At 69.7% G+C, this 19799-nt stretch carries 18 protein-coding genes; 4 read left to right on the top strand and 14 right to left on the bottom strand.

Annotated elements, in window-relative coordinates; genetic code table 11:
- From ACFXJ5_RS35915 to ACFXJ5_RS35885, 7 genes are all read right to left on the bottom strand, one after another.
- A partial coding sequence (locus ACFXJ5_RS35915) for an aldose epimerase family protein (protein ID WP_459253998.1) occupies nucleotides 1-583 on the bottom strand: 583 nt, incomplete at its 3' end.
- A complete protein-coding gene (mmsB, locus tag ACFXJ5_RS35910; protein ID WP_384640893.1) occupies nucleotides 502-1749 on the bottom strand; it encodes a multiple monosaccharide ABC transporter permease in 1248 nt (415 codons plus the stop codon). The genes ACFXJ5_RS35915 and mmsB, both read right to left, overlap by 82 nt.
- Entirely contained in the window at nucleotides 1746-3362 is a 1617-nt protein-coding gene (gene mmsA, locus ACFXJ5_RS35905; RefSeq protein ID WP_384640890.1) for a multiple monosaccharide ABC transporter ATP-binding protein, read from the bottom strand. Before mmsA ends, mmsB begins: the two co-directional genes overlap by 4 nt.
- 84 nt (nucleotides 3363-3446) lie before the next feature.
- Nucleotides 3447-4553, bottom strand: coding sequence for a multiple monosaccharide ABC transporter substrate-binding protein (chvE, locus tag ACFXJ5_RS35900; RefSeq protein WP_384640887.1), 1107 nt, complete (start codon nucleotides 4551-4553; stop codon nucleotides 3447-3449).
- Between the two features lie 6 nt (nucleotides 4554-4559).
- Nucleotides 4560-5597 (bottom strand): hypothetical protein, encoded by a 1038-nt coding sequence (locus ACFXJ5_RS35895; RefSeq protein ID WP_384640885.1) that lies wholly within the window; start codon nucleotides 5595-5597, stop codon nucleotides 4560-4562.
- 73 nt (nucleotides 5598-5670) lie between these two features.
- Nucleotides 5671-6696, bottom strand: coding sequence for a zinc-binding dehydrogenase (locus tag ACFXJ5_RS35890; RefSeq protein WP_384640882.1), 1026 nt, complete (start codon nucleotides 6694-6696; stop codon nucleotides 5671-5673).
- A 112-nt stretch (nucleotides 6697-6808) separates the two neighbouring features.
- Nucleotides 6809-7966, bottom strand: coding sequence for a mandelate racemase/muconate lactonizing enzyme family protein (locus ACFXJ5_RS35885; RefSeq protein ID WP_384640879.1), 1158 nt, complete (start codon nucleotides 7964-7966; stop codon nucleotides 6809-6811).
- 246 nt (nucleotides 7967-8212) lie between these two features.
- On the opposite strand from ACFXJ5_RS35885, the gene ACFXJ5_RS35880 reads away from it, so the two are divergent.
- On the top strand, nucleotides 8213-10810 hold the full coding sequence (locus ACFXJ5_RS35880; protein WP_384640876.1) for a LamG-like jellyroll fold domain-containing protein: 2598 nt from the start codon (nucleotides 8213-8215) through the stop codon (nucleotides 10808-10810).
- Here the strand turns inward: ACFXJ5_RS35880 and ACFXJ5_RS35875 are convergent.
- Entirely contained in the window at nucleotides 10774-11637 is an 864-nt protein-coding gene (locus tag ACFXJ5_RS35875) for a GDSL-type esterase/lipase family protein (protein ID WP_384640873.1), read from the bottom strand. The genes ACFXJ5_RS35880 and ACFXJ5_RS35875 overlap by 37 nt on opposite strands.
- Nucleotides 11638-11882: 245 nt before the next feature.
- Here ACFXJ5_RS35875 and ACFXJ5_RS35870 point away from each other — a divergent pair, with 245 nt between their 5' ends.
- Nucleotides 11883-12377: a DUF3145 domain-containing protein gene (locus ACFXJ5_RS35870; protein WP_384640870.1), complete on the top strand. Its 495-nt coding sequence runs from the start codon at nucleotides 11883-11885 to the stop codon at nucleotides 12375-12377.
- 25 nt (nucleotides 12378-12402) lie between these two features.
- Nucleotides 12403-13275 carry an NAD(P)-dependent oxidoreductase gene (locus ACFXJ5_RS35865; RefSeq protein ID WP_384640867.1) on the top strand — a complete coding sequence of 291 codons (873 nt, stop codon included), beginning with the start codon at nucleotides 12403-12405 and terminating at the stop codon, nucleotides 13273-13275.
- Here the strand turns inward: ACFXJ5_RS35865 and ACFXJ5_RS35860 are convergent.
- Entirely contained in the window at nucleotides 13268-14029 is a 762-nt protein-coding gene (locus ACFXJ5_RS35860; RefSeq protein ID WP_384640864.1) for a bestrophin-like domain, read from the bottom strand. The genes ACFXJ5_RS35865 and ACFXJ5_RS35860 overlap by 8 nt on opposite strands.
- Before the next feature lie 14 nt (nucleotides 14030-14043).
- On the opposite strand from ACFXJ5_RS35860, the gene ACFXJ5_RS35855 reads away from it, so the two are divergent.
- A complete protein-coding gene (locus ACFXJ5_RS35855; protein WP_384640861.1) occupies nucleotides 14044-14412 on the top strand; it encodes a hypothetical protein in 369 nt (122 codons plus the stop codon).
- A gap of 407 nt (nucleotides 14413-14819) precedes the next feature.
- Here the strand turns inward: ACFXJ5_RS35855 and ACFXJ5_RS35850 are convergent, their stop codons facing one another.
- The 5 genes from ACFXJ5_RS35850 to ACFXJ5_RS35830 form a co-directional block, all read right to left on the bottom strand.
- A complete protein-coding gene (locus ACFXJ5_RS35850; protein ID WP_384640859.1) occupies nucleotides 14820-16082 on the bottom strand; it encodes a beta-ketoacyl-[acyl-carrier-protein] synthase family protein in 1263 nt (420 codons plus the stop codon).
- 75 nt (nucleotides 16083-16157) lie between these two features.
- Nucleotides 16158-16403 (bottom strand): acyl carrier protein, encoded by a 246-nt coding sequence (locus tag ACFXJ5_RS35845; RefSeq protein WP_127359798.1) that lies wholly within the window; start codon nucleotides 16401-16403, stop codon nucleotides 16158-16160.
- Nucleotides 16404-16451: 48 nt separating this feature from the next.
- Nucleotides 16452-17501, bottom strand: coding sequence for a ketoacyl-ACP synthase III (locus tag ACFXJ5_RS35840; protein WP_384640856.1), 1050 nt, complete (start codon nucleotides 17499-17501; stop codon nucleotides 16452-16454).
- Nucleotides 17502-17515: 14 nt separating this feature from the next.
- The gene (locus ACFXJ5_RS35835) at nucleotides 17516-18451 is read right to left on the bottom strand and encodes an ACP S-malonyltransferase (protein WP_384640853.1); all 936 of its coding nucleotides are present in this window, start codon (nucleotides 18449-18451) and stop codon (nucleotides 17516-17518) included.
- A gap of 99 nt (nucleotides 18452-18550) precedes the next feature.
- Nucleotides 18551-19774 carry a PucR family transcriptional regulator gene (locus tag ACFXJ5_RS35830; RefSeq protein WP_384640850.1) on the bottom strand — a complete coding sequence of 408 codons (1224 nt, stop codon included), beginning with the start codon at nucleotides 19772-19774 and terminating at the stop codon, nucleotides 18551-18553.
- Nucleotides 19775-19799: the final 25 nt, after the last annotated feature.

The raw sequence follows: 19799 nt of genomic DNA, 5'->3' as shown, positions 1-19799 counted from the left end.
CCGTGTAGTCGATACGCCACGCACCGCCCGGTGTGAGGGTGTGGACGACCTCCACCTCCAGCGTGCCCGGGAAGCCCATCTCGCCGTCCGGGCTGGTGCGGCGCAGCACCAGCCCGGTGTCCTCGCCGGCGGTGAGGGGCTCGACGTCCCAGACCCGCCGGTCGAAGCCCTGGTCACCGCCGTGCAGGCAGTTCGGCCCGTTGTTGACGGGCAGCTGGTGGGCCACGCCGTCCAGGGTGAAGCGCCCGCCGGCGATGCGGTTGCCGTACCGCCCGATCAGCGCCCCGAAGTAGGGACTGTGCGCGACGTAGTCCTCGAGGGTGCCGAAGCCGAGCGAGACGTTGGCCGGGCGGCCGTCGCGGTCGGGCACTTCCAGCGTCTGGACGACGCCGCCGTACGACAGGACCTTCAGCGTGATGCCGCCGTTCGACACCGTCCAGATGTCGGCCTTGGTCCCGTCGTCCAGCGTGCCGAAGTGCTCCTTGCTGATGCCGCTGATGGCTACGAACCCACCTTGCGCTTGTTGTAGATGTCGAAGCCGACCGCGGCCAGCAGCACCAGGCCCTTGATGACCTGCTGCCAGTCGCTGCCGACGCTCAGGATCGACATGCCGTTGTTGAGCACGCCCAGCACGAGGCCACCGATGATGGCACCCAGGACGGTGCCCACGCCGCCGCTGGAGGAGGCGCCGCCGATGAAGGCGGCGGAGATGGCCTCCAGCTCGTAGTTGACGCCGGCGCCCGGGGTGGCGGACTGCAGGCGGGCGGCGGCCACCAGGCCCGCCAGCGCCGCGAGAACGCCCATGTTGACGAAGATCAGGAAGACGACGCGCTTGCTCTTGACGCCCGACAGCTTGGCCGCGGACTGGTTGCCGCCGAGGGCGTAGACGTGCCGGCCGATGACGGTGTTGCGCATCACGAAGCCGAAGACGATCAGCAGGCCCGCCAGGATGAGCAGCAGGATCGGGTAGCCCTGGTCGCTGGCCAGCGTCATGGTGAAGGCGATGATCGCGGCGCCGATGGCCACGCACTTCAGCACGAACAGTCCGAAGGGCAGGACGTCCAGGTCGTACGCGGCCTGCTGGCGGCGGCTGCGCCACTCGGAGAAGACCATCCAGCCGATGAGGGCCAGGCCCAGCAGCAGGGTGAGGTTGTGGTAGTTGGTGTGCGGGCCGACCGTCGGCAGGTAGCCGCTGGTGATCTTGGTGAAGCCCTCCGGCATGGGCGCCAGGGACTGGCCCTTCAGCAGGATCTCGGTGCCGCCGCGGAAGATCAGCATGCCGGCCAGGGTGACGATGAACGACGGCACCCCGATGTACGCGACCCAGAAGCCCTGCCAGGCGCCGGCTATCGCGCCGATGACCAGCGAGATCGCCATCGCGAGCGGCCAGGCCATGTGGTGGTTGATCATCAGCACACCGGCGATGGCCCCGGTGAAGGCGGCCAGCGAACCCACCGACAGGTCGATGTGCCCGGCGATGATGACGATCATCATGCCGATGGCCAGGATGAAGACGTAGCCGTTCTGCGTGATGATGTTCGTGACGTTGGTCGGCGTGACCGTCGTCCCGTTGGTCCAGATCGCGAACAGCACGATGATCAGCGCGAGGGCGACGATCATTCCGTACTGGCGCAGATTGCTGCGCATCGCCTGGAGCAGGACATCCGTCCAGGCGCCGCTCTTCCCGTCCTCGGGGGTGCCGCCCGGCGGCGTGCCCTTCGTGACGGTCGTCTCCACCGGGCTGCTCATGATCCGGCCCCTACTTCCTTGCTGTTCTTGTCCATGGTCATGTGGCGCATCAGTAGTTCCTGCGTGGCGTCCTGCCGGGATATCTCACCGGTGAGCCGGCCCGCGGACATGGTGTAGATCCGGTCGCACATCCCGAGCAGCTCGGGCAGCTCGGAGGAGATGAAGACCACCGCCTTGCCCTCGGCGGCGAGCTGGTTGATGACCGCGTAGATCTCGGACTTCGCGCCGATGTCGATGCCCCGGGTCGGCTCGTCGAGGATCAGCACATCAGGGTCGGAGAAGATCCACTTGCTGAGGACGACCTTCTGCTGGTTGCCGCCGCTGAGCTTGCCGACGTCCTCGAAGACCGTCGGCGCCTTGATGTTCATCGTCTTGCGGAAGCCCTGCGCGACCCGCGTCTCCTCGTTCTCGTTGATGACGCCGTTCCTGGCGACCTTTCCGAGGGCGGAGAGCGAGATGTTGCGGCTGATGGTGTCGATCAGATTCAGGCCGAGGGCCTTGCGGTCCTCGGTCACATACGCGATGCCGTGGCCGATGGCCTCGGGCACGGTCCTGGTACGGATCTCCTCGCCGTCCTTGAGGACGGTGCCGGAGATGTCCCGGCCGTAACTGCGGCCGAAGACGCTCATCGCGAGCTCGGTGCGACCGGCGCCCATCAGGCCGGCGAGGCCGATGATCTCGCCCCGGCGTACCTCGATCGAGACCCCGTCGACGACCTTGCGGTGCTGGTCGATGGGGTGGTGGACGGTCCAGTCCCGGACCGCGAAGGCGATCTGGTCCGCGTCCTTGCCGGTGTACGCCTCGCGGTCGGGGAAGCGGTGCTCGAGGTCGCGGCCGACCATGCCGCGGATGATGCGGTCCTCGTTGACCTCACCTTTCGTGACGGAAAGGGTTTCGATCGTCTTCCCGTCGCGAATGATGGTGATGGAGTCCGCGACCCGCTCGATCTCGTTGAGCTTGTGCGAAATGATGATGCAGGAGATGCCGGTCGCCTTGAGTTCCAGGATGAGGTCGAGGAGCTTGCGGCTGTCCTCGTCGTTGAGCGCGGCCGTCGGCTCGTCGAGGATGAGCAGCTTGACCTCCTTGGAGAGCGCCTTGGCGATCTCCACGAGCTGCTGCTTGCCCACGCCGATGTCGGCGACCCGGGTGGTGGGCTGATCGGGCAGGCCGACGCGGTTGAGCAGCTGCTTGGCGTGCCGCAGTGTCTCGTTCCAGCTGATCACACCGCGGGTGGCGTGCTCGTTGCCCAGGAAGATGTTCTCGGCGATGGACAGGTAGGGGACCAGGGCCAGTTCCTGGTGGATGATGACGATGCCGTGGCTCTCGCTCGCCCTGATGTCCTTGAACTCGCAGAGCTCGCCCTGGAAGTAGATATCGCCCTCGTACGAGCCGTGTGGGTACACGCCGCTGAGGACCTTCATCAGGGTCGACTTGCCGGCCCCGTTCTCCCCGCAGATGGCGTGGATCTCGCCCTGGGCGACGGACAGCGTCACGTCGGACAGGGCCTTGACCCCGGGGAAGGTCTTGGTGATGGAGCGCATCTCAAGGACGGGCTTGTCGACAGGCTTGGCTCCGGCCCCGTCGATGGGCTTGTCGAGCGCACGGTCGCCCATGGTGGTGCATCCGTTCTGGGTGTGTGGCAGCCGGTGGCGGACTCGTCAGGAAGCCCGCCACCGGCGCCAGTTCAGGAGAGAGGATCAGCTGAGGTCGGAGGCCTTGTAGTAGCCGCCGTCGATCAGGACCGACTTGTAGTTGTCCTTGGTCACGAGCACCGGCTGGAGCAGGTAGGTCGGGACGACCTTCGTGCCGTTGTTGTACTGCTTGGTGTCGTTGACCTCGGGCTTGCCGCCGGTCAGCTTCGCGTTCACCTGCTGGACGGCGACCTTGGCGAGCTGACGGGTGTCCTTGTAGATCGTCGAGGTCTGCTCACCCGCGATGATCGACTTCACCGCGGGAATCTCGGCGTCCTGGCCGCTCACGACGGGCAGCGGCTTCTTCGCGGTGCCGTAACCGGCGTTCTTGAGCGAGGAGATGATGCCCTGGGAGATGCCGTCGTACGGCGAGAGCACCGCGTCGACCTTGCCCGAGCTGTACTTGGAGCTCAGGATGTCGTCCATGCGCTTCTGGGCGGTGGCGCCGTCCCAGCGCAGCGTGGTGACCTGGTTGAGCGCGGTCTGGCCGGACTTGACGACCAGCTTCTTGGACGTGATGTACGGCTGGAGGACGCTCATCGCACCGTTGAAGAAGTACTTGGTGTTGTTGTCGTCCGAGGAACCGGCGAAGAGCTCGATGTTGAAGGGGCCCTTGCCGCTCTTCAGGCCGAGCTCGTCGACGATGGAGCCGCCCTGGAGCTGGCCGACCTTGTAGTTGTCGAACGTCGCGTAGTAGTCGACGTTCTTGGTGCCCAGGATCAGGCGGTCGTAGGAGATGACCGGGATCTTGGAGTCGGCGGCGCTCTGCAGCACCTCGTTCATGGCGGTGCCGTCGATCGCGGCGATGACCAGGGCCTTCTCGCCCTTGGTGATCATGTTCTGCACCTGCGAGACCTGCTGGCTGGTGTCGTTGTTCGCGTACTGCAGGTCGACCTTGTAGCCCAGCTTCTCGAACTGCTTCTTCATGTTGCTGCCGTCGGCGATCCACCGCGCGGACACCTTGGTCGGCATCGCGATGCCGATGGTGCCCCCCTTGGAGTCGCTGCTTCCGGAGCTAGAGCTCTGCCCGCAGGCGGAAACGCCGGCTCCCAGGGTGAGAGTGGCCGTGACTGCTGCGGCGGTACGCAGGAGCGTGGCTCTGGGTATGCGCATGTTGTTCTAGATCCTTTCGGGGGTGAAGCGTGGGTCTGTCTCGTCGCTGCCCGCGGGTGCGGCGGAGTCAAGGGGAAAACGGTTGAGCGGTCCCGGCAGCCGGGTGCCGAGCGGTGACATGCCGGCGCCCGCGCCCAGCCGGGCCAGCAGGTCCAGCACGAGGCGGCCGCGCCGGACGCGCTCGCGAGCGGTCTCCAGGGCGACGTCGCGCAGGTGCCGGCCGTAGGGGTAGATGCCCGGGGCCTTGCTCAGCCCGAACTTGAGGTAGATCGGGGCGCCCCGCCGGATCAGCTCGGCGGTGTCGTAGAGCCGGACGAAACCGCCGAGGTCGTCGGGGGCCTCGACGTAGAAGTCCATCGGCGCGCGGCTGCCCCGGCGGATCTCGGTGATCTGCTGGAGAGTCAGGTCGGACGGGATGTTGATCGAGTCGCCGCCGAGCCGCTCCCAGACCCCGTAAGCAGCCGGGTTCACCGGGCCGACCAGGGCTGACACCTTGAAGGTGGTGTCCGCAGGGAGGACTCCCTGCTGTCGGAGCTGGTTGAGCAGCCACAACACTCCCTCGTCGGCGACGAGTAGGCAGCGTACGCCAAGCGCTGTAGCCCGCAGGGCGTCTTCTACGCAGCCCGCTACCTGATCGTGACCTCGGGCCCGAAGCCCGCCGCCGCCGGACTGGGTACGGGTCGCGGCTCCGATGTCCCAGGTGCCGCGCGGGCCGGTGAACAGGCAGAGTTCGATGTCCCGTTCTGCCGCCGCCTGGACCATTTCGGTGATCTCGGCGTCGGTGAGCATCCAGATGCCGCTGCCCTGGCTGATCCGGTGCACCGGCACGTCGAGGCGCTCGCTCTCCTCCAGGACGGTGAGCAGCGCCTCCGGCCCCTCCACGGAGGGGATCTCGGTGCGCCAGCCGCCGCCGTCGGGGAAGGAGTGCGGCGACGCGTCAGCCGGGTTGTCGGCCGGCGCGCCCTGACCGAGCAGCGCGAGGGCGTACTCGCCGGGGCGGCGGGGGCCGCGAGTCTCCGGGCTCGGGGTGTCTGCGTCGGTCACGGTGCTCCTTGGTTCGAGATTTCGGACACTGTCCGGAAAAGTACCCATGCCTTGCGGCTCGTGGAGTTGGTGCTCATGAGGCCGGCGTCAGCAGCACTTTGCCGACCTTCGGGTCGCCGCTGCCGACGAGGTCGATCGCGGCGGCGAAGTCGCTGAGCGGGAGCTGGTGCGTGATCAGGGGGCCCGGGGTCAGCAGGCCCGCGCCGAAGACCCGTACCGCGTGCGCCCAGGCGGCGGGTGCGGCGCCGAACACCGTGTGCACGGTGAGCTGCCGGACCACCAGGTCCGTCGGGTCCAGCCCCAGCGCCCCGGGCGCCGGAATGCCGGTGAGGACCAGCCGTCCGCCCCTGCGCAGCAGCGCGGCCGAGGCACGGGCGGCCGAGGCCGAGCCCGCGGTCTCGATGACCACGTCGTAGCCGGCGGTCGTGGCGTCGAGCCGGTCGCGGGTACGGAAGTGGGTGGCCCCGAACTCCAGGCTGAGCCGCTCCCGGTCCGGCCGGGTACCCACCACGAGCAGCTCGGCGGGGGAGGCGGCCGCCAGGAACTGCACGGCCAGCATGCCGAGCGTGCCTGTGCCGACGACCGCGACCCGCTCGCCGGGCTGGGCGTTCGCCTTGAGCGCGGCGGCGGCGATGCAGGCGGCGGGCTCCAGGAGCGCGGCCTCGGTGAGGTCCGCGTCGTCGGCGAGCGGGTGCAGCAGCCGGGCGGGCAGTGTGAGCGTGTCCGCCATCGCCCCGGGCTGCGTGAACCCGGTCTCCTCGTACCCGGCGCCGCACAGCGTCGTGTCCCCGGCGTGGCAGCGGTCGCAGACCTGGCAGTTGCGGAAGCCCTCACCGACGACCTTGCGGCCGAGCAGCGATTCGGGGACCCCCGCACCGACCGCCTCCACCGTCCCGGACCACTCGTGGCCGGGCGTGATGGGGTAACGGACGTAGCCCTCGGGGCGGTTGCCCTGATAGATCTCGCGGTCGCTCCCGCAGATGCCGCTCGCGTGCACGCGGACCCGTGCGTCGCCGGGCCCGGGCGCGGCTTGCTCACGCTCGACCAGGCGATGAGCGCCCGGCGCGTCGAGCACGAGCGCCTTTTCGGTGGCAGTCACGATTGCTGTCCGTTCCTTCGCTCGCCTTGCGGAACGTACTCCCACAACCCGCTGGGGTCCGCAGAGCCCCGGTTTCCGGAAGGGGCGGGGCGGGGCGGAGCCCCGAAGCGGCTCACCGGGCGCCCTTGGGGCGGCGCTGCTCCCAGCCGTCGGCCCAGAGGTCGAAGCGGGCTTGCTGTTGGGGGAATTCGGCGGCGGCGTCGACGTCGAACTCGACGCCGAGGCCGGGGGCGTCGGAGATCTCGAAGTAGCCGTCGACGACCTTGGGAGCGCCCTTGACGACCTTCTTGATGTCCGAGTCCGCGAAGTCGTTGAAGTGCTCGAGGATCTTGAAGTTCGGCGTACAGAAGCCGACTTGGAGCGAGGCCGCGGTGAGGACGGAGCCACCCACGTTGTGTGGGGCGACCAGGACGTAGTGGGTCTCGGCGGTCGCGGCGAGCTTGCGGGTCTCCAGGATGCCGCCGATGTGGCCGACGTCGGGCTGGATGATGTCGGCGGCCTGGGATTCGAAGAGCTCACGGAACTCGATGCGGTCGTGGATGCGTTCGCCGGTCGCGACGGGCAGGTCCACCTTCTCGGCGACCTTCGCCAGAGCCTTGAGGTTCTCCGGGGGGACCGGTTCCTCCAGCCAGGCCGGGTGGAAGGGTGCCATCTCCTTGGCGAGCCGTACGGCGGTCGAGGGGCTGAAACGGCCGTGCATCTCGAGCATCAGCTCGGTCTCCGGGCCGATCGCGTCCCGGACGGCCTCGATGAGGGAGACGGCGTAGCTCGTGGCGGCGTGGTCCAGCTCGAAGTGGCCCGTGCCGAACGGGTCGATCTTCAGGGCCCGGTAGCCGCGCTCGACGACCGTGGTGGCGGCCTTGTGGTAGGCATCGGGGGTGCGTTCGGTGGTGTACCAGCCGTTGGCGTACGCCTTGATCCGGTCGTGGACCTTGCCGCCGAGCAGCTGCCAGACGGGGACGCCCAGCGCCTTGCCCTTGATGTCCCAGCAGGCCATCTCGACGACGGCGATGCCGGACATGACGATCTCGCCGGCGCGCCCGTAGTCGCCGTACTTCATCCGCCTGACGAGGTCCTCCACCGCGAAGGGATCGGAACCGCTGATGTGGTTGGCCTCGGCCTCGTGGAGATAGCCGATCAGCGCGTCGGTGTGCCCGAGCATGCGGGTCTCGCCCACGCCGGTGATGCCCTCGTCGGTGTGCACCAGTACGTAGGTGAGATTGCGCCACGGGGTGCCGACCACGTGGGTGCTGATGCCGGTGATGCGCACGGAAACTGCCCCTTACGACCTCGTTCGAGATTTCGTAACGCGTTCGAAATGCTGAAGGGAACGTAATGACGCCTTCCCGGTGGTGTCAACGGTTGAGGGGATAACGGATCCAGCAGCGTGTCCGCGCTGTGAGCCCGGCTGGTTCCCGGTGTTGACGGGGTGGTGGAAGTGGCCCCATGCTCCTTCGGACGAAATTCCGCACAGCGTCCGATATCTCGAACGGGACTTCGAGTTGAGGAGCACATCATGGCGAATTCCGGCACGAATCCATCCACCAGAGGCATCGTCGGCCGTCGCGCCGTCATAGCCGCGCTCGGCGCCGTACCCCTGGTCGAAGGCCTGAGAATCGGCACCGGCCTCGGCCTGCCACGGGCCTCCGCCGACGAGGCGCTGCCCGCCCCCGCCGCCCACTGGGCGTTCGACGAGGGCACCGGTACGACGGCCGCCGACGACTCCGGCGGCGGCCACACGCTCACCCTGAACGGCGCGGCCGCCTGGGGCGCGGGCAAGTCCGGCGCGTACAGCCTCGACGTCACCTCCGGCGGCAACGCCTCGCTGGCCGGCCCGGTGGTCGACACGACGGCGAGCTTCAGCGTCGCGGCCTGGGTGAAGCTCGGCTCGGTCGGCGGCTACCAGACCTTCGTCAGCACCGACGGCAGCGCGGTCAGCGGCTTCTACTTCCAGCTCCGCGACGACACGGGCACCTTCGCCTTCACCCGGCTGCCCGCCGACTCCACCTCGGCCAACTCCACCGCCGCCATCGCCGGCGCCACCTTCGCGCCCAGCGCCGGCACCTGGTACCACCTCGTCGGCGTCGACGACGTCGCGGCGGGCGTGGTACGGCTCTACGTCAACGGCGTCCTGGAGGGCGAGGCCCCCTGCACCACCCGCTGGAAGGCCACCGGCACGACGGCCGTCGGACGGGGCATGTACGGGGGCTCACAGGTCGACCAGGTGCATGGGCTCATCGATGACGTGTACGTGTTCGACAGTGCGCTCACGGGCGCACAGGCGGCCGTTCTCGCGGGTGTGCCCGTCGAGGACACCACCCCCGCCTTCGTCATCGACGCGGCCACACCCGGCATCACCGTCAGCCCCGAGCTGAACGGCATCATGTTCGAGGACATCAACCACTCCGGCGAGGGCGGCGTCTACGCCGAACTCGTCAACAACCGCAGCTTCATGGCCGCCGGCACCCCACTGCACTGGAGCGCGGTCGGCGGGGGCGCCATCGCCATCGACACCGCGACGCCGCTCAACTCCGCCCTCACCCAGTCCCTCAGACTGAGCGTCAGCGCGGCCGGCGACGGCATCTCGAACCCGGGCTTCTGGGGCATCCCCGTCCGCCCCTCCACCACCTATCGCGCCTCGCTGTACGCCAAGGCCGACGGTGCCACCGGCCCGCTCACCGTCACCATCACCGGCAGCGACGGCACGGTCCACGCCTCCGGCACCACCCGCGCCCTGACCGGCTCGTGGCACAAGTACGAGCTGAAGCTGCGCACCAGGGTATCCGCCCCGACCACGGCTGACGCCGTGCTGACCGTCACCACGGCCGCCGCGTTCGGCACGATCTGGTTCAGTAACGTCTCGCTCTTCCCGCCGACGTACAACAACCGGCCGAACGGCCTGCGGGTCGACCTGATGGAGAAACTCGCCGCTCTCCAGCCGAAGTTCCTGCGCTTCCCCGGCGGCAACTACCTCGAGGGCAACACTATCGCCAGCCGCTTCGACTGGAAGAAGACCATCGGTCCGGTCGAGCAGCGCCCCGGCCACCCCGACGACGCGTGGGGCTACTGGTCGACCGACGGACTCGGCCTCCTCGAATACCTCGAGTGGACCGAGGACCTCGGCTGCCTCCCGCTGCTCTGCGTCTTCGCGGGCTACGCCCTCAAGGGCGGCTACGTCACCGGCGACGCCCTCGCGCCCTTCGTGCAGGACGCGCTCGACGAGATCGAGTACATCACCGGCCCCGTCACCAGCACCTGGGGCGCCAGGCGGGCCGCCGACGGCCACCCCGAGCCCTTCCGGCTCAGGTACATAGAGATCGGCAACGAGGACTGGTTCGACAGGTCCGGCTCCTACGACGAGCGCTTCGCCGCCTTCCACGACGCCATCAAGGCCAGGTACCCCGACCTCAAGCTCATCGCGACCACGGCCGTCACCAGCCGCATCCCCGACCTCATCGACGAGCACTACTACCCGACCGCCTCCGCCTTCCAGCAGGCCTCGCACAAGTACGACACCCGCGACCGCGCGAGCACCAAGGTCTTCGTCGGCGAATGGGCCGCCCAGGAGGGCAAGCCGACGCCCGACCTCAACGCGGCGCTCGGCGACGCCTCCTGGCTGGTCGGCCTCATCCGCAACTCCGATCAGGTGCTGCTGGAGTCGTACGCCCCGCTGTTCGCGAACGTCAACGACGTCACCTGGAACACCAACCTCATCGCCTACGACGCCCTGACCAGCTACGGCTCCCCGAGCTACTACGCCCAGAAGCTGCTGCGCACCGGGCAGGGCGACGTGGTGATCCCGACGGCCGTACGCGCCCTCCCCGGCCTGAACACGGTCACCACCCGCGACGTGAAGACCGGCCGGCTCTACGCGGCCGTGGTCAACGTCGGCAGCGTCGCCCGCACCGCCGCCGTGAGGATCAACGGCGTGTCGAAGGTCGGGTCCAAGGGCCGGGCCACCGTCATCACCGGCCCCGGCGTGAAGGCCACCAACACCCTCGCCGACCCGGTCGCCGTGGTCCCGGTGGCCACCGCCCTCACCGGCCTCGGCACGTCCTTCCCGTACACCTTCCCGCCCTACTCGGTGACCCTGCTGGAGGTGAACGCCTCGTAGGCGATCCGGGCCAGCCGGCTCTGCCCCTGGGTGCTGGGGTGGAAGTAGTCCCAGGGGCTCAACTCGGCCGCCGTGAAGCGGTAGTCGAAGACCGCCTTGCCGTCGTCGCGGCAGCGGTCGTACGTCCCGCACACCTGCGCCAGCACCTTGTTGTACGCGACCACCCGGTCCCGTACGGTCGTACGCCGCTGCTGCGCGGCGAGGGTCATCGAATCCGCGTCGCGCAGCATCGACGGACAGATCCCGAGGTTCCAGACGTCCCGGGCCAGGGAGTTGTCCTTGCCGACCTCCCACAGCCGCTGGAGGTCGGGCACGCTCAGCACGAACACCTGCGCCTTGGGAAGCCGCTGGTGCAGCGTCCGCATGGCCGCGGTGAACTCACGGCGGTATTCGGCCACCGAGGTCATGTCGGTGGTGCCGGTCCGGCAGGCGTCGTTGGCGCCCATCAGGATGGTGACCTGGGCCGGCTTGTCGGCCGCGGCCTTCTGCACCTGGCCCTCCAGGTCGGCCATGGTCGCGCCGGTGCGGGCCAGATTCCAGCTCTTGGCCTTGAGCCGGGTGGCGAGGTCCTTCGTCCAGGACACGTCCGGGCAGTCCTTGAGGAGCCCGCAGGCGTCGAAGCCGCGCGTGATGGAGTCACCCAGAGCGGCCAGCGATGCCGGTGTCGTGTCCCACGTTGGAGTGGTGGCCTTGGGGGCGGCCTGCCGGGTGACCCGTTGCGTGGCCGTCGAGGCGGCCGGCGAACTGCTGTGCGAGGGCGAGCCGCCGGAGCAGCCCGCCAGCAGGGCCAGGGCGGCGGTGACCACGATGGCCGTGCCGTGTCGCATCGGGCAGCTCCCGCGTTCTGACTCTCGGACGAGTGGGTGACATATCGGTGAGCCCGACAGTACGTCACTCCTCCGATGACGCGGCGCGGTAGCTTTTTCCCAGACAGTGCGCCGGGAGAAGGAGCGTTTGGAGTTTGGCTCATATGTGGTGATTGGTACAGAATGACCGACGATGTCCCGGATCGCTTTGGTACGGGCATGAGGCCGCTGGGGAAGGCGAACCTCGTCCCACACTGGAGGTCCCGGTGACGACACGTGGAGTTCTGTACGTGCACTCCGCACCGCGCGCGCTGTGCCCGCACGTCGAATGGGCCGTCGCGGGCGTCCTCGGCGTGCGCGTCAACCTCGACTGGATCCGCCAGCCCGCCTCACCGGGCACCTGGCGCGCCGAGTTCTCCTGGCAGGGCCAGGTCGGCACCGCGTCCAGACTGGCGTCCGCGCTGCGCGGCTGGCACCTGCTGCGCTTCGAGGTCACGGCCGAGCCCTGCGCCACGGCCGAGGGCGAGCGCTACAGCAGCACGCCCGAGCTCGGCATCTTCCATGCCGTCACCGGAATGCACGGCGACATCCTCATCCCCGAGGACCGGCTTCGCGCCGCCCTGGCCCGGGCCCGCACGGGCGAGGCGGACCTGGAGGCCGAGGTCGCCAAACTGCTCGGCAAGCCCTGGGACGACGAGCTCGAACCCTTCCGCTACGCGGGCGAGGGCGCGCCCGTTCGGTGGCTCCACCAGGTCGTCTGACCGCCGGACGTCGTAGCCTGCCGGTATGGCAGACAACATCAGCGTGAGTGTGCTGGGTACCGGCATCATGGGCGCCGCGATGGCCAGGAACCTCGCCAGGGCCGGCCTGGACGTCCGGGTCTGGAACCGTACGAAGTCCAAGGCGGAGCCTCTCGCCGCGGACGGCATCACCGTCGCCGACACCCCCGCCGAGGCGGTGGCGGGCGCGTCCGTCGTCCTCACCATGGTCTACGACGGGTCCGCCGCCCTCGACGCGATGCGGCAGGCGGCACCGGGCCTGGCGGCCGGAACCGTATGGGTGCAGTCGACGACCGTCGGGGTCGACGCGGTCGCCGAACTCGCCGCGTTCGCCGACCAGCAGGGGCTGCGCATGGTCGACGCCCCCGTCCTCGGCACCAAGCAGCCCGCCGAGAACGGCCAGTTGATCATCCTCGCGGCCGGCCCGGTCGAGCTGCGCGACGCCGTGGCACCCGTCCTCGACGCGGTCGGCCGCCGTACGCTCTGGGTCGGCGACGACGCCGCGTCGGGCGCCGGCACCCGCCTCAAGCTCGTCGCCAACAGCTGGGTCCTCGCCGCCACCAACGGCACGGCCGAGGCCCTGGCCCTGGCGAACGGACTCGGCGTCGACTTCCAGCACTTCCTCGACGTCATCGAGGGCGGCGCCCTCGACCTGCCCTACCTCCGTACGAAGGCCGCGGCCGTGCTCTCCGGCAACCTGGAGGCCAGCTTCGCCGTGACCACGGCCGAGAAGGACGCCCGCCTCATCGTCGAGGCCGGCGAGCGGGCCGGCGTCCGCCTCGACGTCGCCGCGGCCGGCGCCGAACGCCTCCGCCGCGCGGCCGCCCTCGGCCACGGCAACGAGGACATGGTGGCGTCCTACTTCGCCAGCTTCAGCTGACCCCGGGGAACAGGGCCAGGAAGGCGGACGTGGAGTCCGACGGCGAGTGGCCGAAGGGCGCGTCGAGGTCCCAGATGAGGAAGAGGAGGAAGGCGATCAGCGCGCTGTAGAGCCCGGCCAGCAGCAACTCGCGCGGCGACCGGCGGATCTGGAGCGTGAAGATGAGGCCGATCGACACCAGCGCCCCCACGATCAGGCCGAACCAGACGACCCCCGGCATGGTCGGCCCCGCGTTCTGCCCGCGCGCGTTGCGGGCGTCGTCGGCGACCGCCACCTGGTCGACGACGGGCTGGTATGCCTGGCTCTCCAGGTTCGTGCGTGGCGTGAAGTCCGTGACGTCGCGCCGGACCTTCTCCAGCAGCGCCCCGCCCTGCGGCCTGAGTTCGGCCTTGTCGAGCATCACCGGCCACTCCTTGTGGACGACGTAGGTGACGTACGAGTCGACGTCGGCGCGGATCCGCTGCCGTACCGCCGCCGGATACACCTGCACGCGCTCACTGACCTCGTGCAGGGCCTGTGCCTCGTGCCGGACGTCGTCCTGGGCGGCGCTGCGCGCCTCCCAGACGCCGGCGATGGCCAGGCCGATGACGATGGCGTAGATCACGCCGAACATCATGGTCATGTACTCGATGACGTCCGGCGTCTCCGACGGGTCGTCATCCTCTCCGATACGGCGGTGGTTGAGCAGGACGATGGTGAGGACGACCGCGCACGCGGCGGCCATTCCGATCGCCAGGACAAGCCATTGCGACATGCGACCTCCGAAGGATGGATCAGCTGGAGCGCCGACGGCTGCCGCCCTGCGGCCGCAGCGTGGCTGCGGCCAGCACGGCGGGAGCGGTGATCAGCAGCGTCAGAGTGACCAGCGACGGCCCCCCGGTGACCGGGGTGCTGGGCGGCCCGGCGTACGCCTGGATCCGCGTGCGCGGCGCGGCGCTGGGCGACGGCGGCGGCGTGGGTGTCGGCGTCGGGGACGCCTTGGGGGCCGGCTTCACGGCCTGCGGTACGGGACGCCGCCGCACCGGCGGAGGAGCGGGCCTGGGCGCCGGCTTCGGGCGCGCCCCGCAGGGACTCCGCCAGGACACCGACCCCCGCGCCCCGGACCCGGTCACCGAGCCGCTGACGTTCGACGAGTAGCGGGGACAGTGCCGCGTCTCCACCCTCGCCGAGGCGCCGCCCGGCCCACGCCGGGCCGTGACGGTCGTCCCCCCGGTCCGCACCCGCGCCCTGACGCCCCCGCCTCCGTCAGGGCCGGTCTCCACCCGGATCGCACCACCCCCCACCTCGATCCGCACCCGCCCGGTGCTGGGATCCACCCGCACCACCGGCCGGTGACCGTCCGCCACCGCCGCCCCCGCCGGGCACAGAAACAGCACCGCGGCGGCGACCCCTCCCCAGAGCCATCGATTCACGTTCGGAGCTTGCGCCGACACGCCCGACGACATGCGCAGGAGGGGCAAAACCTACCGATCGGGTGAAATGCGAAGGGCCGGACACCGTGTGAAGCGGTGTCCGGCCCTCGGCCGGGATCGTGCGCCAGAACGTCAGACGGTGCGGAACCCCAGCACCACGTTGTGGCCACCGAAGCCGAACGAGTTGTTCAGCGCGACGACCGGCCCCTCGGGGAGGGGACGGGCCTCGGGGGAGACCAGGCCGGGCTCGATCTCGTCGTCGAGGTCGGTGAGGTTGATGGTGGGCGGGGCGAGGCGGTTGTGGAGGGCGAGAACGGTGGAGACCGTCTCGATGCCGCCGGCGCCGCCGAGGAGGTGTCCGGTCATCGACTTGGTGGCGGAGATGGCCACGTGGTCGAGGTCGTCGCCGAGCACCTTGCGGAGCGCCTTGACCTCCGCGACATCACCCTGCGGGGTGGACGTCGCATGGGCGTTGAGGTGGACGATCTCGGCCGGCTTGATGTCGGTGAAGGACAGCAGCTGCTCCAGCGCGGCGGCGATGCCGCGGCCGGTCGGCTCGGGCTGGGCGATGTGGTGGCTGTCGGCGGACAGGCCCTGGCCGAGGGCCTCGCAGTAGACCTTGGCGCCGCGCTTGGCGGCGTGCTCGGCCGACTCCAGGACGATGACGCCGGCGCCCTCGCCGAGGACGAAGCCGTCGCGGGCCTTGTCGTACGGACGGGAGGCGCCCTGCGGGTCGTCGTTGTTCTTGGACATCGCCATCATGTTGGCGAAGGCGACGATCGGCAGCGGGTGGATGGCCGCCTCGGTGCCGCCGGCGACGACCACGTCGGCGCGGCCGGAGCGGATCATCTCGATGGCGTAGCCGACCGCCTCGGCGCCGGAGGCGCAGGCGCTGACCAGGGAGTGCACGCCGGCACGGGCGTTGATCTCCAGGCCGACGTTGGCGGACGGGCTGTTGGGCATGAGCATCGGCACGGTGTGCGGGGAGACCCGGCGTACGCCCTGCTCCTTGAGCACGTCGTACTGGTTGAGCAGCGTCGTGACACCGCCGATGCCGGAGGCGACGACGGCGCCGAGGCGGTCGGCGTCGACCGAGTTGTCCTCGCCGGCCCGGGCGGTGAAGCCGGCGTCGGCCCATGCCTCGCGGGCGGCGATCAGCGCGAACTGCGCCGAGCGGTCCAGCTTGCGGGCGAGCGGGCGGGGCAGGACCTCGGTCGGCTCGACAGCGATCTGTCCGGCGATACGGACCGGCAGCTCGGCTGCCCAGTCCTGTTCCAGGGAGCTGATGCCGGAACGTCCGGCGATCAGGCCGTCCCAGGTCGACGCGCTGTCCCCACCCAGCGGAGTGGTTGCGCCGATACCGGTGACGACCACGGTGCGATTGGTCGGGCTCACAGGGATTGTCTCTCCACGTCTAGAAGGGCGGGCGACAGACGCGTCGTCCCACGGGGTGCCCTCAGGGGCTCAGACTCAGGCCTGGGCCTTGAGGATGTAGTCGACGGCGTCGCCGACGGTCTTGAGGTTCTTCACGTCGTCGTCCGGGATCTTGACGTCGAACTGCTCTTCGGCGGCCACGACGACCTCGACCATGGACAGCGAGTCGACGTCCAGGTCGTCGGTGAAGGACTTGTCGAGTTCGACGTCCTCCACCGGGATTCCGGCGATCTCGTTCACGATGTTCGCGAGACCCTCGACGATCTCTTCCTGGGTGGCCATTCGGCGCTCCTTGTGTGCGATGTGTTGCTGGGGACTGAACGGGTGTGACTAGGGGAGGGTAACGACAGTGGCGGCGTAGACGAGACCCGCCCCGAAGCCGATGACCAGGGCAGTGTCGCCGCTCTTGGCCTGACCGGTGGCGAGCAGCCGCTCCATGGCGAGCGGAATGGAGGCGGCCGAGGTGTTGCCGGTGGTCTCGATGTCGCGGGCGACCGCGACATGCTCCGGCAGCTTGAGGGCCTTGATCATCGAGTCGATGATCCGCATGTTGGCCTGGTGCGGGATGAAGGCGTCGAGCTGGTCGGCGGTGATCCCGGAGGCGTCCAGCGCCTGCTGGGCCACCTTGGCCATCTCGAAGACCGCCCAGCGGAAGACCGCCTGGCCCTCCTGCGTCAGGGCCGGGAACTTCACCTCGCCGCGCGAGTCGACCGGCAGCTGCGACACGTCGCCGATCCGGAAGCGGTCCCAGTTCACGGTCTGCTTGATGGTCTCGGACTTGTCGCCCTCCGAGCCCCAGACGGTGGGCCCGATGGCCGGTACGTCGGACGGGCCGACGACGACCGCGCCCGCGCCGTCACCGAACAGGAAGGCCGTCGCACGGTCCTCCTTGTCGGTGAGGTCGCTCAGCCGCTCCACGCCGATCACGAGGACGTACTTGGCGCTGCCCTCGACGACCATGCCCTTGGCGAGGGTCAGCCCGTAGCCGAAGCCCGCGCAGCCCGCCGACACGTTGAACGCGGCAGGCTTGCCGGCCCCGATCCGGTGGGCGATCTCGGTCGCCACCGCCGGGGTCTGCTTGAGGTCCGAGACGGTGGCGACGATCACGCCGTCGATGTCCTCGGCGGCGATCCCGGCGTCAGCCAGCGCCTTTCCGGCCGCCGCGATCGACATCTCGGCGACGGTCTCGTCCGGACCCGCCCAGTGCCGGGACGCGATGCCCGAACGGGAGCGGATCCACTCGTCGCTGGAGTCGATGTGCTCGAGGATCACCTCGTTGGGCACCACCCGGACGGGACGGTAGCCGCCCACACCCATGATGCGGGCGTACGGGGCGCCTCTGCTGGGCTGGATCTTCGCTGGCTGACGCTGCGCGGTCATGTCTGCGGGGGCTCCTATTCGTGGGTGCCGTGCTCGGCGATGATCGCGCGGGCCGCTTCGAGGTCGTCCGGGGTCTTCACCGCGAGCGTCTTGACGCCCGGCAGCGCGCGCTTGGCCAGTCCCGTGAGGGTGCCACCAGGGACCACCTCGATGATCGCGGTGACGCCCAGCTGCGTAAAGGTCTCCATGCACAGGTCCCAGCGGACGGGGTTGGACACCTGGGCCACCAGCCGCCGGACGATCTCGGCACCGCTGTCGACGACCTGGCCGTCGGTGTTCGATACATACCGCGTACCCGGGTCGTTGATCGTCAACTCCGGTACGAGGGCGTCGAGCTCGGCGACCGCCGGGGCCATGTGCACGGTGTGGAAGGCGCCCGCCACCTTCAGCGGGATGACCCGGGCCTTCTCGGGCTTGTTCTCGGTGAGCGCGGCGAGCTGCTCCGACGTACCGGCCGCGACGATCTGGCCGGCGCCGTTGATGTTCGCCGGGGTCAGGCCGAGGCCGGTGAGGTGGGCGACGACGCCTTCGGGGTCGCCGCCGAGCACGGCGGACATGCCGGTCTCGGTGACGGCGGCCGCCTTGGCCATGGCGCGGCCACGGGCGGAGACGAAGCGCAGCGCCGTACGAGCGTCGAAAACGCCCGCGGCGGCGGCTGCCGTGATCTCGCCGACGCTGTGGCCCGCCACGGCGGCCACGACGCCGCGCGCCGCCACCTCGTCGGGGAACAGCTCACGCGCCGACAGCAGACCCGCGGCCACCAACAGCGGCTGGGCCACGGCGGTGTCGCGGATCTCGTCCGCGTCGGCCTTCGTGCCGTAACGGGCAAGGTCGAGGTCGGCTGCGTCGGACCAGCCTGCGAGGCGGTCCGCGACACCGGGGAGTTCGAGCCAGGGAGTCAGGAAGCCGGGGGCCTGGGCGCCCTGGCCGGGAGCGACGATTACGAGCACCTTTTCACTCTCTCGTGTGCAAGGTGGTCCACGCCCGTGGGGACAGGGACCAAGAACCGACGGGTGATTTGTTGGTGTCCCACAAAAGACTGTGCGTACTCAGGGTGTCTGACCGGCGTCGGAGAGTCGTCCCAGGATAAGCGCGATGCGCAGCGTGAACGCAGAGCGTACATCCGAGGGCGACCATCCGGTGACGTCCGTCACACGTCGGAGCCGGTAGCGAACGGTGTTGGGGTGAACGAACAACATCCGCGCGGCTCCCTCCAAGGACGAAGCCTGCTCCAGGTAGACGGAGAGCGTCTCGAGCAGCGCTGAGCCCGCTTCCTCGAGCGGGCTGTAGATCTCCTCCACCAACTGCTCCCGGGCCGCCCGGTCCCCGGCCATCGCCCGCTCCGGCAGCAGATCGTCCGCCAGCACCGGGCGCGGCGCGTCCGGCCACGCCGCGCACGCCCGTAGCCCGGCCGCCGCCGCCTGCGCCGACTTCGTGGCCGACAGCAGGTCCCCGACCACCGGCCCGGCCACCACCGGTCCGGCGGCGAACGGCCCGATCAGCGACTTCGCCACCCGCATCGGATCCCCGTCGCCGCCCGCGACCACGATCAGCCTGTCGCCCAGCACCCCGGTGAGGACCTGAAGCTTCGCGTGCCGCGAGGCCCGGCGGATCGCCTCGACGGTCAGCTCGCTGTCCCCGTTGGGCGCGGTCCCCAGTACGACGACGATCTTGTCCGGGGAGCCCCAGCCCAGCGCCGCCGCCCGGGACAGCACGCCCTCGTCGGCCTCGCCGGACAGCACCGAGTTGACGACCAGCGACTCCAGCCGCGCGTCCCACGCGCCCCGGGCCTCGGCCGCCTGCGCGTACACCTGGGCCGTCGCGAAGGCGATCTCGCGTGCGTAGACGAGCAGTGCCTCGCGCAGCACGGCCTCGTCGCCGGGCGCCGCGACCTCGTCGATCGCGGCCTCCATCACCTGCATGGTGACCCGGACCATCTCCACGGTCTGGCGCAGGGAGATCGCCCGGGTCAGCTCGCGCGGGGCCGTCCCGAAGACGTCGGTGCTGATCGCCTGCGGCGTCTCGGGGTGCCGGAACCACTCGGTGAACGCCGCTATGCCGGCCTGGGCCACCAGTCCGATCCACGACCGGTTCTCCGGCGGCATCGCCCGGTACCACGGCAGTTGCTCGTCCATCCGCGTGATCGCGTTCTGGGCGAGCCGCCCGGACGACTTCTCCAGTCGCCGGAGTGTCGCCGCGTGTGGATGCGCCGGTGCGGCGGACTTGGCTGTCGGTCCGGGCTCGCCGTGGTCGTTTCGAGAGGATTCGGGCACGGCCCAAGCCTCTCAGATGCCGGGG

This window comes from Streptomyces sp. NPDC059373 (assembly GCF_042751495.1).
GTDB lineage: Bacteria > Actinomycetota > Actinomycetes > Streptomycetales > Streptomycetaceae > Actinacidiphila.
The sequence above is the reverse complement of the archived record's forward strand: the minus strand, read 5'-3'. Positions and strand labels throughout refer to the sequence as shown.

Excerpts from the sequence above, each read along its gene's own strand:
- mmsB (WP_384640893.1), bottom strand. The coding sequence starts at position 1,749 with ATGAGCAGCCCGGTGGAGACGACCGTCACGAAGGGCACGCCGCCGGGC.
- mmsA (WP_384640890.1), bottom strand. The coding sequence starts at position 3,362 with ATGGGCGACCGTGCGCTCGACAAGCCCATCGACGGGGCCGGAGCCAAG.
- chvE (WP_384640887.1), bottom strand. The coding sequence starts at position 4,553 with ATGCGCATACCCAGAGCCACGCTCCTGCGTACCGCCGCAGCAGTCACG.
- ACFXJ5_RS35880 (WP_384640876.1), top strand. The coding sequence starts at position 8,213 with ATGGCGAATTCCGGCACGAATCCATCCACCAGAGGCATCGTCGGCCGT.
- ACFXJ5_RS35875 (WP_384640873.1), bottom strand. The coding sequence starts at position 11,637 with ATGCGACACGGCACGGCCATCGTGGTCACCGCCGCCCTGGCCCTGCTG.
- ACFXJ5_RS35865 (WP_384640867.1), top strand. The coding sequence starts at position 12,403 with ATGGCAGACAACATCAGCGTGAGTGTGCTGGGTACCGGCATCATGGGC.
- ACFXJ5_RS35860 (WP_384640864.1), bottom strand. The coding sequence starts at position 14,029 with ATGTCGCAATGGCTTGTCCTGGCGATCGGAATGGCCGCCGCGTGCGCG.
- ACFXJ5_RS35855 (WP_384640861.1), top strand. The coding sequence starts at position 14,044 with ATGGATCAGCTGGAGCGCCGACGGCTGCCGCCCTGCGGCCGCAGCGTG.
- ACFXJ5_RS35845 (WP_127359798.1), bottom strand. The coding sequence starts at position 16,403 with ATGGCCACCCAGGAAGAGATCGTCGAGGGTCTCGCGAACATCGTGAAC.
- ACFXJ5_RS35840 (WP_384640856.1), bottom strand. The coding sequence starts at position 17,501 with ATGACCGCGCAGCGTCAGCCAGCGAAGATCCAGCCCAGCAGAGGCGCC.